Origin of the sequence: Nostoc sp. CHAB 5836 (assembly GCF_020829445.1) — a bacterium.
Taxonomy (GTDB): domain Bacteria; phylum Cyanobacteriota; class Cyanobacteriia; order Cyanobacteriales; family Nostocaceae; genus Nostoc.
Window position 1 is genome coordinate 35,466 of sequence record NZ_JAIVFV010000038.1, and the last position, 11,745, is coordinate 47,210.

The following is an 11,745-nucleotide window of genomic DNA, read 5'->3' on the forward strand; positions in this document are numbered from 1 at the left end:
TGACTTTTGGGACAGTGGTATGGGAGAATACCTATTTGGCAAGCATTGCGGCTAATCCTTTTCAATATCTAAGAAAACCAAAGAACAAGAACAATGGCTCAAAATTTTCATAGCAATTCTAAACTTCCCTCAGATATCTCAACTACTAGCAGTCGCACAGCAAAGCCCAGTTCTGAGTTCTACTCTCTTTTTTCTCAGGAAGAAGTTTTCGGGATAATTGATGCATTAGAAGTTAGACGAGAAATACCTCTAAAGTATTCTTATAAAGGTAGAGGTGCAAAAATTTGGAACGACTTTTATCTAAAATATATTATTCCTAGATGGTATCGAACATCCAATGTAGAAATTGAACTTTTAAAGGATAATTTTCAATACTTTAATGGCAATATTAAAACTGGCGAAAAAGTCAATATCGTAGACGTTGGTGCCGGAAATTCATATCCTGTTAAAAATTTTATTCAAAGACTTAATAAATTGGATAAAATTAACAAATATATTGCCTTAGATATTAGTGAAGAACTACTTCATGTCTCCAAAAATAATTTTACAAAATGGTTTCCTCTCATCGAGTTTATTAGTTCCACAATTGATATAGAGAATCATTGTATACCCGAAATATTATTCCAAAATCAAGCTAGTCTTGAAATGGACGACACAGCAAAAATATTTTTACACTTAGGAGTTACCATTGGAAATCATCAAAATCGAGATGAGGTACTCAAAAATTTTAGAGATAGCATGGGAAAAAATGATTTTCTCATATTCACTAACGAAACTGGTTCTAATTCTAAATGGGATGGAATAGTTAGAGGTGGCTGCAAGTATCATGTAGAGGAAGTATATGGATGGGTTAAAAAGAAAATTGGAATTAAATCAGAAGATTGTGAACTGGTGAGAAAGTATGATTTAAAAACAGATAGTATAGTTGCTAATCTGAAACTCCGTCATAATTACACTATAAATTTCAGTCAGATGAGGATCGATAAAAAGATTGAAATGTCTGAAGGTGAAGAGATTACTATTTGGCGACATCATAAGTATGAAATCCCTAACCTGTTGCAAGAAATAGAACGTTCTGGATTACAACTTATTCACTACAGTACTGACAAATATAAATCACATATTATGGTGATTTGTAAGCTCGATTTATCCATTTTTGAGAACATGAGGGGGTAAAAGGTTGTTTAAGTCTCACTAGAAGAACAACAACGCGATCGCACAGTTTTTGATGATGCGGGGTAACAAAATAGCGATGGCATTAACTAAGTCAGCGCAATTAAAGCTAACTGGTGGGGGCTGTCATTTGTCATTTGTCATTGGTCATTGGTCATTGGTCATTGGTCATTGGTCATTGGTCATTGGTCATTGGTCATTTGTCATTTGTCATTGGTAAGAGTTTTAAGCCTGTTTACGTTTTGTAACATAGTTGGATTTATTTCCGCCGACTTACTTAGTACAACATTTCATTAATTCGTAGCGAATTCTCTTTGCGTTCCTTTGCGCCCCTACCCTGCGGGAAGGCGAACGCGAGTGCGTCTGGTAGAGTTGCGCCTATGCGTTTAAATTTCAACCCTCAATTCACCACGAATTAATGCTGCATCTGTACTTAGTGCAAAGAGCGATCATTGAAAGTAGCGATCGCACCTTTAATTTTTGGGAAATGCGACTAGATAAGATTTTGGCGCAGCAGAAGTTCTCAAAATAATCTTGAACTGATTGAACCTGTAGTTGGAATTTGCGATCGCACTCAACTCCACCAATCAAAAACAACTAAATTAGGATTTCAAAAAGTTAAGTGGGAAAACCGCACTTATGTGATAGGTTTTCTCTACCATATATCTAATTTTAGCTTGGATACAATCAAAATGTAGCTGAAGTAATGCTGTTTTCTGAAAATTTACACAGCATTGGACAGCATTAGTAGGAGAGCAGAAAATATGACAAATCAATTAAAAACGGCTGCTTTGCTAGCTGCGCTAAGTGGTCTTTTAATCGGAATTAGTTACTGGGTAATTGGCGGTTATAGTGGCTTAATTATCGGAGTTGGTTTAGCAGCAGTAACAAACCTATTTTCATGGTATCAATCAGATAAAATTGCCTTGGCAGTATACCAGGCACAGCCTGTAACTGAAGGAGAAGCACCAGGACTTTATCGGATGGTGCAGAGATTGAGCGATCGCGCTAACATTCCCATGCCGAAAGTTTATATCGTTCCGAGTCAAGGTGCTAATGCCTTCGCCACAGGGCGCGATCCAGAACACGCTGCTGTGGCTGTCACCCAAGGTATTTTAAATATATTACCAGAAGATGAACTCGAGGGCGTTATCGCCCACGAGCTGACCCACATTATTAATCGTGACACCCTCACACAAGCCGTTGCTGCTACTGTCGCTGGTGCTATCTCATTCCTAGCGCAAATGGTTAGTTACAGTCTATGGTTTGGCGGTGGTTCACGAGATGACAACAGAGGTGGAAATCCTTTGGGTGTTTTATTAACAGTCATGCTTGCGCCGGTGGCTGCCACTATTATTCAGCTAGCAATTTCGCGGACACGAGAATTTTCTGCTGATGCCGGTTCGGCTAAATTAACTGGTAATCCCCGCGCTTTAGCCAGAGCGTTACAACGGTTAGAAGCCTCAGCAAAAGAGATGCCTTTAAATGCCAATCCAGCTTATGAGCCGTTATTAATTATCAATTCCATCTCTGGACAATTTTTGGGTAACTTATTCTCCAGTCACCCTGCAACAGAACTACGAGTTGCAGCATTGCTAAAATTAGACCAGCTTTAGTAATTGTAGAAATAAGTTCTTAAACCGAAATGGCTGGTGAAACTGATCAGGTGAAACGCGAAACCAAAGCATTGATTGAGGCGCTAAAAAGACGCCTTTAAGCTGAGGCTAATTTATCAAAATTCTCTCAATATCTTGTGGGGTGGGCCAAAAAGCCCGCCCTGATTATGCAACTTTAATCTCAATCTTGCTCAGTTGGCTAGAACCCAGAGGAAGATTAAATGTAGATCAAACGCTGTCTAGGGTGAGGAACTTGACGCCCTAAATCTTTAGCTGTTTCTATCCATTCTTCCATGACTAATTCTACATTATGCAAGGCTTCTTGATAAGTATCACCGTCAGCAGCACAGCCTGATAATTCTGGTACTTCCGCAATAAAAGCTTGATCTAATTCACTCCAGTAAAGAATAATTTCATAGCGAAACATCATTTTTAGTTCCTAGCTTATACTTGAGAATCACTGCCCGAATTTGTTTAATTTGATAGCTTTTGGCTTTTCCTCTTTTATGTTGCAGGTTCAAGATTTCCTCAACATCGGCTTTGATAAAAATACGATGATCGCCACGAATCCGTTCATCAAAGCCTAGTCGATATAAAAGTTGCCATAATTGGGCAAAAGGGATGTCTGTATCAGAAGTCCCAGAGAGGATTTTTTCCAAAAGTTTGTCTTGCTGACTCACGTTTTTCTGACTGTCTTGATGTTTCTATCGTCTCATATTTCTTTACAATCAGGGAATAAAAGGGACTTTCAGTTAAAAAAATATCCCATCCCTGCGGGACGCTTTGCGAACGTAGGGGCGCATCATTCTGTAGAAAAGCGATCGCCAATTTAAGTAAGTTGCGCGAAAAAAATTAAAGTATATTACGAAACGTAAATAGGCTTAAAATCTTTACTAATGACCAATTGACTTAGGACAAATGACAGGTTTATCCAGTTAGCTTTAATCGTGCCGACCTACTTACAAGTGATATACACAACTACAGAGGACAAATCGTTGACATTGCTCATATCATAGGCTGAGGTATAAATCCGTCTCAGTTAATGTTCAGTATTGAGTAAGAAATATTACGCGAATATGAAAAACCAAATTGTAGGTGCAGCTGCATTTTTAACCACGATTAGTCTGACAACAACCGTACAAGCAGCAAATTCTGAAGATATTAGACAGTTATTGGCAACCAAACAATGTCAAAACTGCGATTTGAGCAGTGCAGGTTTAGTGATGGCTGACTTATCTGGAGCCAATTTGAGCGGTGCTAATCTCACAGGTGCTAACCTCAGCCGTGCAAACTTGAGCGGTGCAGATTTACGGGGTGCAAACTTGAGTGGGGCTAGTTTATTTGGTGTTAACCTCAGCAAAGCTAAATTTGGTGGGGCAAATTTGACCGGTGCTGATTTGAGAAATACTTACTTAGCAAATGCAGAATTGACTGGTGCTTACTTGAATAGTGTTAACTTCCAGGGTGCAGTTGGGATACCATCACAAATTGCTTCACCAGAAGAATTTTATGCTTGGGGTGTAGCAGAAGCGCAAAAAGGCAACCAACAGCAAGCAATCAATTATTTTAATCAAGCGATCGCTATTAAGCCAGAATATGCGGGTGCTTATTTAGCTCGTGGTGTCGCCCGTTACCAAATATTAGATAGACAAGGTGCATTCCAAGATGCCCAAGTTGCTGAAAAATTGTTTACATCCCAAAACAACAGCCCTGGAACCCTAACAGCCCAAGCTTTTATTAAAGAGCTGCAAACACCTGTAAATGAGAAGGTAAGCGCTGGTAGCCCCAGTTTCGTTGACTTTTTGGGAAGTCTTGGCTCAGTCTTGCTCCAGTTCTTACCCTTTTGAGGGAGATAATAACAGATTTAGGACTCACCCACTGTACAAATTCATCGTGATCTGAATTAACGAAAATAGGTTATTTCAGGTTTTTCTTAATTATCCTTTGATCCTAAAGATCTGGTTTTTACCTGATTCATATTTTGGATTTATTGTCAATGCGTAAATCCTAAGTACAACATTTCATTAATTCGTAGCGAATTCTCTTTGCGTTCCTTTGCGCTTCCCTTTGCGCCCCTACCCTGCGGGAAGGCGAGGCGCCTATGCGTTTAAATTTCAACCCTCAATTGGCCACGATTTTACGCAAAGCTGTACTAAGATTGATTCTTCTAATTACGCGGACGCCATTTAACTCGTCAAACTCAGGTTAACTAATAATTACGAATTGTTAATAGGGGTTTTGGCAGATTCGGGTAATTTACGTTCTGGTCACTTTTTCCTGAATGAATGTCCTGTTTTACTTCTCAACTAGCTGTAGATGTGATTAGAAACGCAAGGATTATTGGGGAGAATTCTTTGAGCATCGAAAACGACGGCCGCGGCAGTGGCAGGAAGTATTATGGCTTTTGTATTAGTTATAGATAGCGTAGATGCAGCCCAACCCAGTCATCGCTATCGCCTGACGAAGTTCCCATATTAAAACTGGTGTTATGTTGAATGGGGCAAGAGTGATTAAAAAAACTTAATGTCTCTTACCTGCTCCCAGATATAGTTCACCCACTTTCGGGTCATTCAACAATTCTTCACCTGGGCCTGAGATCGCATCGCGTCCAGACTCCAGTACATATCCGCGATTAGCCATCTCTAAAGCCTTACGGGCATTTTGTTCTACTAATACGATCGCAGTACCCGCCTGATTAATTTGTTTAATCTGCTCAAACACTTGTGTCACCAAGATGGGAGATAAAGCAGCAGATGGTTCATCCAAAATCAGCAAACTAGGTTCCAACATCAAAGCTTTGCCCATCGCTAGCATCTGGCGTTCTCCTCCAGAGAGAGTACCAGCACGTTGACGACGGCGATCGCTTAGTCTGGGGAACATAGTAAATATTTTATCTTTAATTGGTTTCAGGGGAACGTTAAGCACAAAAGCACCCATCTCCAAGTTCTCTTCAACACTCAGAGAGGGGAAGACATTGGTGATTTGCGGTACGTAGCACATTCCTCGTTGGACGATTTGATTGGACTTTAGCCCCACGATACTTTCACCTTTGAAGGTAATTGTGCCTGTGTGGGGAATCAAAAGCCCAAAAATTGCTTTTGCCAAAGTAGATTTACCCGCACCGTTGGGGCCAATCACTGTTACCAATTCCCCTGGTGCAACCTGGAAATTCACACCTTGCAGGATATCTACATCTTTGATGTATCCAGCATGGACATTTTGAACATCTAGTAAATAGTCATTTGTCATTGGTCATTGGTCATTGGTCATTTGTCATTGGTCATTTGTCATTTGTCATTGGTCATTTGTCATTGGTCAACAGTCAAGTCAAACATAAGTATTAGCTATTGACTGTTGACTATGGACTATTACGGAGTTTTTTGCAACTCCGGTCGTTCTTCTGGAAGAATCGCCCCTTCTACTGGGCAAACTTGGAGACATATACCACAGTCGATGCAAGTGGCAAAGTCAATCCAGTACCAATCGGTTCCCTTGGCATTTTTGCCTGGGCCCTCATGAATGCAAGCTACTGGACAAGCACCTACGCAGTCAGCAACGCCTTCACAGACTTCTGTAACAATTGTATGCGGCATATTTTCGATTCCCTCTTTTCTGTATCGGCTATTTCTAGCCTAGCAGGGGAGTGGGGCATAGGGCACTTGTACTGAGCCTGTCTTGAGGGTAGCCGAAGTATGGGGCCAAAACGTCTAGCGATGGCTGTAGATGCGACAACTTTAAGCGATCGCTTTACCGTAATATATCAATAGGGAATAAAAATAAGTAAGTTGGCGCGAAAAAACATAAATATGTTACAAAACGTAAATAGGCTTAAAACCCTTGTGAATGACGAAGGACAAATGACAAATGACAGCCTTAGCCAGTTAGCTTTAATTGCGCCGACCTACTTACATTAAGCTATAGATAACATAAAAATATCTCTGTCCATGCTTGAATAACTGGTCAACCCTTAAAATTGCTTTTTTATGACTTTTTCAGCAAGCCCTAATTAGAGAAGCATACGGCGATGCCTTCACAATAGGCATCGCGGATTTTAGATTTAATCTAATCTAAAATCCCAAATCGAGTTACCGATTTACCGCCGCAGCTTCTCTTGCTGCTGCTGCTTGATCTGGGTGGATACCCAAGCGGGTGAGATTAATCCGACCTTTGTTATCAATTTCGCGCACTTTGATAATTACTTCATCGCCCACCGCTACTTCATCTTCAACTTTGCCAACGCGGTAGTCAGCTAGTTGAGAAATGTGGATCATGCCTTCTTTTCCGGGCAGAAATTCCACAAATGCACCTATCGGTATAATGCGAGTGATGCGTCCTGCATACACATCCCCTTCATGCAGCTTGCGGGTCATGCCTTGGATGATGTTTTTGGCTCTCTTGGCCTTGTTCTCATCCACAGCCGAAATGGTCACGGTGCCATCATCTTCGATGTCAATTTTTGCACCAGTTTCCTCGGTGATTCCCTTAATAGTCTTGCCTCCAGGCCCGATAACCAGACCAATCATGTCTGAATCAATTTTGATTGTTAACAGACGTGGGGCGTATGGTGAGGTTTCAGTGCGCGGCGTGTCAATGCAAGCAAGCATTTTCTCCAGAATGTGCAACCGGGCTGCTTTGGCTTGGTGGACGGCTTGGGCTATAACCTCCAAAGACAAACCGGAGATTTTCATATCCATTTGCAAGGCGGTAATCCCGGTATCTGTGCCGGCAACTTTGAAGTCCATGTCGCCCAAAAAGTCTTCAATGCCTTGGATGTCGGTCAGGATTCGCACTTCTTCCCCATCCTTAATCAGACCCATTGCTGCGCCACTGACGGGTTTGATAATTGGTACACCAGCATCCATCAAAGCGAGGGTGGAACCGCAGACTGAACCCATTGAAGTGGAACCGTTGGAGGAAAGTACTTCCGATACGATGCGAATCACGTAGGGAAATTGTTCTTTTGACGGTAGCACAGGTAGTAGGGCTCGCTCTGCTAATGCCCCGTGACCAATTTCGCGCCTTCCTGGGGCACGCATTGGCTTGGTTTCACCGACTGAGAAAGGCGGGAAGTTGTAATGATGCAGATAACGCTTGTGTTGGTCTAGCTGCATGTCATCGTTGAGGTTTTGAGCGTCCCCAGGTGTACCCAGAGTACAAGTGGATAATACCTGAGTTAGTTCCCGGTTAAATAGACCGCTTCCGTGGACTCGCTTTGGTAAGACATCAACTAAACAAGAAACAGGACGCACTTGATCGAGTTTACGACCATCAACCCGAACGTTATCTTCGATGATTTGTCGCCGCATGAAGTATTTGGTAATATCTTTAAAAGTGTTACCAAGTGCCTTGTTATTTGCGGTTGCGGCAACTCGAATTGGGTCTTCTGGTGGCAGTTGGGCGATGGTCGTGGCAATTTCATCCTTGACGACATCTAAAGCTGCATCGCGTTCGGGTTTGGTGAAAGTAAATTGAGACAGAATTTTCTTAATCTGACTACTAGTGCGATCGCGGATATAATTTTCTAGCGTCTGGTCTACTGCTGGTGGTGCTTCTTGCACTATTACCAGACCCAGTTCTGCTACTAAATCTTCCTGGGCTTTGATTAAGTCCCGCACTGCTTCATAACCAAAGTCAATTGCCTCGATAATATCTCGTTCTGGCAACTGATTGGCTCCCGCCTCCACCATGATTACGCCATGTGGTGAACCTGCTACTACCAGATCCAAATCTCCGGCTTCAATTTCTGCATAGGTGGGGTTAATAATGAAATCATCTCCTACTAAACCAACGCGTACTGCTGCCATTGGCCCATTAAAAGGGATTTGGGCAATCAGGGTCGCAATGGAAGCGCCTGTAACCGCCAGCACATCTGGCGGCACTAACTCATCCATCGATAGGGTTAAGGCAATAATTTGCAGGTCATCCCGTAGCCATGAGGGGAACAAAGGACGCATGGGACGGTCTATAAGACGGCTGGTGAGGATTGTTTTTTCTGGTGGACGACCTTCCCGCCGCATGATCCCGCCGGGAATCCTACCAGCTGCATATAGCCTTTCTTCATAATCTACTGTGAGGGGAAGAAAATCAATGCCTTCTCTGGCTTGCGATCGCGTAGCCGTCACTAAAACTGATGTGTCCCCTGATTCTATCAAAACCGACCCACCTGCCTGGGGAGCTAGTAAGCCTACTTTCAGTCGAATATCCCTACCATCGAAGGATATTGACTTATCAACTTCTGCCATTCAGTTTTTTTTCCTTCTCTTTCGCTATTCTCTTTCTGTGGCAATCCTAACATTTATGCCCTATAGCTGACTCCTTGTACATACAAAGATAGACAAGTCGTTCAACCCAAAGTGTGGTAGAAGATCAGCGTGGAGAGCATCTCAATGAGTGTAAACAGCTCTAGCGAATGGAATTCGCGGCTACACACACAAAACCCGCCTACGTGGGTTTCCAATTTCTTAAGTCCGCGCAGGCGGACAACTCTTAGAGACGCTGTTCGCGTTCGTTTGTGTAGCCGCGATTTCTAATCGCCAGGTATATTTGCAAAACTGAAATACATCATCAGCGCGTCTACCACCTGCCCATTCTCTAACTTCGCCGCACCCGGAATGCGCCCAATGATCTCAAATCCCAACGACTGCCAAAGTGTAATTGAAGGTATATTAGTTTCAAAGACCAAATTAAACATTACTGCTTCGTAGCCCAGGTTTGCTGCTATCAACAGCATAGCCTCTCCCATGAACCGCCCTATACCCTGACCGCGTAACCTTGGTTGTACAATAAAACCAGCGTTGCAAATATGGCTACACCGACCGGGAAAGTTTGGCTTTAAATAAAACGCCCCTAATATTTCTTTTAGCTTCCGTGTAGGATCTACAACAGATGTCCTGACAACAAAGGCATCCTTACTTAACCAGTAAGCTGAGAATTCTGCCTGAGATAGAGATTGACTTTGGGGATAGGTTTTACCTTCAACAATTACAACATTGAGTAATCCTCTTATAACCTCCTCCTCTTGAGGATGCATATAATCTAGTTCCACCAATATCCCATTTTTTAAAACTTTAATTAGAGGAAATTTCATTATTAACAAGGTTTATGTAGAATATTTGCTTAAATATTTATTATATGCAAAATTTAACTAACAATTCTTCTTGAGAAAATAGAATGACTGCATTGAGTTTTGGGAACATCTAAATAGTTAGCAAATGGCGATTTTACATTGTAATTGGTTACTAAAAAATAGGAATAGTTGTTTATTTATTTGGGGGGAAACTTGGCGATCGCCACGAGTGAATATTGAGTTTAGTGGATCTGGAGATATGCCAGTGCATCCATTGGCAATGACATCAGGTGAGTTGAGTGAATGGTTGCGTTCTCAGAACATGGCAATTACCAACTTTATTCAGCAACCTCAAACTGCGATGCCTTCCGCGGCCGCAGCCATCGCAACTACTGGGCGAACACGCAAAGCCGCCAGTGTCAATGAGATCAGCTTGCCAACGCATTCCCAAATCATTGCCTTACCAACTTATATCCTAGAAGATAGTAGCGAAGGAACAGGAGCGATTTTTCCGGTACATTCTGGCAGTTTGGTGGAAAATACAGACTCGCCACAATATTTGCAACCGTGGCGAGTTGAAGGTTTTTGCCTCAACCCCAGCGAAGCAGTCAAATTTCTCGCTGCTATTCCCCTAAATGCTGCGAAAGGGGAAGATGCCTTTTTGGGTGGAGATTTACGCTTTTGGTCGCAGATTGCCCGTTGGAGTTTAGATTTAATCTCTCGGTGTAAGTTTTTACCAACAATTGACCGCCAATCAGATGGTAAATTTGCTGCCAAATGGCAAGTACTCGTAGATAGTGCTGTAGATGGAACCCGCTTAGAAAAATTTTCTGCGAAGATGCCGTTGGTTTGTCGCACCTATCAGGGGGATGAGGGAGCAGGGGGGGATGAGGGAGTAGGGGGGGATGAGGGAGCAGGGGGGGATGAGGGAGCAGGGGGGGATGAGGGAGCAGGGGGGGATGAGGGAGCAGGGGGGGATGAGGGAGTAAGATCCTCGTCATCCCCCTCATCCCCCTCATCCCCCTCATCCCCCTCATCCCCTCACTTAGCAGTAGACTTCCCAGCCGAACCTCAAGAATTACTTTTGGGATTTCTCAACAGTACGATAGATGCCCAAGTGCGAGAAATGATGGGTTCTCAACTTCCAATTGAAGCTAAGGCGATGTCTACGACGGACTCCGCCTACGCATCTTTACCATCTGGGGTGCGACAGTGGTTGCAAGCCTTAACTAGTGCATCTGGTACAGTTAATGCAGATACAATGGAAGTGGAACGACTGGAAGCGGCACTGAAGGCTTGGACTATGCCGCTACAATACCAATTAACTCTTAAAACTCTATTTCGTACTTGTTTTAAACTGCGTTCTCCAGAGTCTGGCGAAACAGATTGGACATTGGCGTATTTTCTGCAAGCGGCTGACGATCCTGAGTTTTTGGTGGATGCAGCAACTATTTGGAACAATCCAGTTGAACGATTGGTTTATAAAAATCGGACAATTGACCAACCACAAGAAACATTTTTGCGAGGTTTGGGGTTAGCTTCTCGATTATATCCAGCGATGTCTGGCGACAAGGCACAAAGCGCCTACGCACCCAGTTTAGAAACCGAATATCCCCAATCTTCTCGTATCACCCCCATGCAAGCTTATGAGTTTATCAAAGCTGTAGCTTGGAGGTTGGAAGACAGTGGTTTGGGAGTAATTTTGCCTCCCAGTTTAGCAAACCGTGAAGGATGGGCAAACCGTTTGGGGTTGAAAATTACTGCCGAAACCCCAAAGAAAAAGCAGGAACGTTTAGGGTTACAGAGTCTACTAAATTTCCAATGGCAATTGGCAATTGGGGGACAAACTATTTCCAAAGCTGAGTTTGATAAACTCATAAGCTTAGATCG

At 42.8% G+C, this 11,745-nt stretch carries 11 protein-coding genes; 5 read left to right on the top strand and 6 right to left on the bottom strand.

Translation table 11 applies throughout. The features are described from left to right. The first annotated feature begins 93 nt into the window (after positions 1-93). The 3 genes from LC605_RS10425 to LC605_RS10435 all read left to right on the top strand — a co-directional run bounded on the left by LC605_RS10425 (position 94) and on the right by LC605_RS10435 (position 2,789). Entirely contained in the window at positions 94-1,176 is a 1,083-nt protein-coding gene (locus LC605_RS10425; protein ID WP_229547477.1) for an L-histidine N(alpha)-methyltransferase, read from the top strand. A gap of 76 nt (positions 1,177-1,252) precedes the next feature. Further along, positions 1,253-1,393, top strand: coding sequence for a hypothetical protein (locus tag LC605_RS10430; protein WP_229547478.1), 141 nt, complete (start codon positions 1,253-1,255; stop codon positions 1,391-1,393). A 544-nt stretch (positions 1,394-1,937) separates the two neighbouring features. After that, on the top strand, positions 1,938-2,789 hold the full coding sequence (locus LC605_RS10435; RefSeq protein WP_229547479.1) for a zinc metalloprotease HtpX: 852 nt from the start codon (positions 1,938-1,940) through the stop codon (positions 2,787-2,789). Between the two features lie 217 nt (positions 2,790-3,006). Here the strand turns inward: LC605_RS10435 and LC605_RS10440 are convergent, their stop codons facing one another. Together LC605_RS10440 and LC605_RS10445 are read right to left on the bottom strand one after the other, a co-directional pair. Further along, the gene (locus tag LC605_RS10440; protein ID WP_229547480.1) at positions 3,007-3,219 is read right to left on the bottom strand and encodes a type II toxin-antitoxin system HicB family antitoxin; all 213 of its coding nucleotides are present in this window, start codon (positions 3,217-3,219) and stop codon (positions 3,007-3,009) included. Then, entirely contained in the window at positions 3,203-3,469 is a 267-nt protein-coding gene (locus tag LC605_RS10445; RefSeq protein ID WP_229547481.1) for a type II toxin-antitoxin system HicA family toxin, read from the bottom strand. The genes LC605_RS10440 and LC605_RS10445 overlap by 17 nt, the downstream gene beginning before the upstream one ends. Positions 3,470-3,865: 396 nt before the next feature. On the opposite strand from LC605_RS10445, the gene LC605_RS10450 reads away from it, so the two are divergent. After that, positions 3,866-4,636 (top strand): pentapeptide repeat-containing protein, encoded by a 771-nt coding sequence (locus LC605_RS10450; RefSeq protein ID WP_229547482.1) that lies wholly within the window; start codon positions 3,866-3,868, stop codon positions 4,634-4,636. Positions 4,637-5,309: 673 nt separating this feature from the next. On the opposite strand, the gene LC605_RS10455 is transcribed toward LC605_RS10450, so the two are convergent. The 4 genes from LC605_RS10455 to LC605_RS10470 all read right to left on the bottom strand — a co-directional run bounded on the left by LC605_RS10455 (position 5,310) and on the right by LC605_RS10470 (position 9,876). Then, on the bottom strand, positions 5,310-6,038 hold the full coding sequence (locus LC605_RS10455) for an ABC transporter ATP-binding protein (RefSeq protein WP_229547483.1): 729 nt from the start codon (positions 6,036-6,038) through the stop codon (positions 5,310-5,312). 119 nt (positions 6,039-6,157) lie between these two features. Continuing rightward, entirely contained in the window at positions 6,158-6,382 is a 225-nt protein-coding gene (locus LC605_RS10460) for a ferredoxin family protein (RefSeq protein ID WP_229495593.1), read from the bottom strand. A 492-nt stretch (positions 6,383-6,874) separates the two neighbouring features. Beyond that, complete coding sequence (locus LC605_RS10465) at positions 6,875-9,031, bottom strand: polyribonucleotide nucleotidyltransferase (RefSeq protein ID WP_229547484.1); 2,157 nt, start codon at positions 9,029-9,031, stop codon at positions 6,875-6,877. Between the two features lie 284 nt (positions 9,032-9,315). After that, positions 9,316-9,876 (bottom strand): GNAT family N-acetyltransferase, encoded by a 561-nt coding sequence (locus LC605_RS10470; protein WP_229547485.1) that lies wholly within the window; start codon positions 9,874-9,876, stop codon positions 9,316-9,318. Between the two features lie 124 nt (positions 9,877-10,000). Between LC605_RS10470 and LC605_RS10475 the strand changes: the two genes are divergently transcribed. After that, a partial coding sequence (locus tag LC605_RS10475) for an SNF2 helicase-associated domain-containing protein (protein ID WP_229547486.1) occupies positions 10,001-11,745 on the top strand: 1,745 nt, incomplete at its 3' end.

Coding starts and splice junctions, on each gene's coding strand:
- LC605_RS10465 (WP_229547484.1), bottom strand. CDS start 9,031: ATGGCAGAAGTTGATAAGTCAATATCCTTCGATGGTAGGGATATTCGA.
- LC605_RS10450 (WP_229547482.1), top strand. CDS start 3,866: ATGAAAAACCAAATTGTAGGTGCAGCTGCATTTTTAACCACGATTAGT.
- LC605_RS10455 (WP_229547483.1), bottom strand. CDS start 6,038: ATGACAAATGACTATTTACTAGATGTTCAAAATGTCCATGCTGGATAC.
- LC605_RS10470 (WP_229547485.1), bottom strand. CDS start 9,876: ATGAAATTTCCTCTAATTAAAGTTTTAAAAAATGGGATATTGGTGGAA.
- LC605_RS10430 (WP_229547478.1), top strand. CDS start 1,253: ATGGCATTAACTAAGTCAGCGCAATTAAAGCTAACTGGTGGGGGCTGT.
- LC605_RS10425 (WP_229547477.1), top strand. CDS start 94: ATGGCTCAAAATTTTCATAGCAATTCTAAACTTCCCTCAGATATCTCA.
- LC605_RS10460 (WP_229495593.1), bottom strand. CDS start 6,382: ATGCCGCATACAATTGTTACAGAAGTCTGTGAAGGCGTTGCTGACTGC.
- LC605_RS10440 (WP_229547480.1), bottom strand. CDS start 3,219: ATGATGTTTCGCTATGAAATTATTCTTTACTGGAGTGAATTAGATCAA.
- LC605_RS10435 (WP_229547479.1), top strand. CDS start 1,938: ATGACAAATCAATTAAAAACGGCTGCTTTGCTAGCTGCGCTAAGTGGT.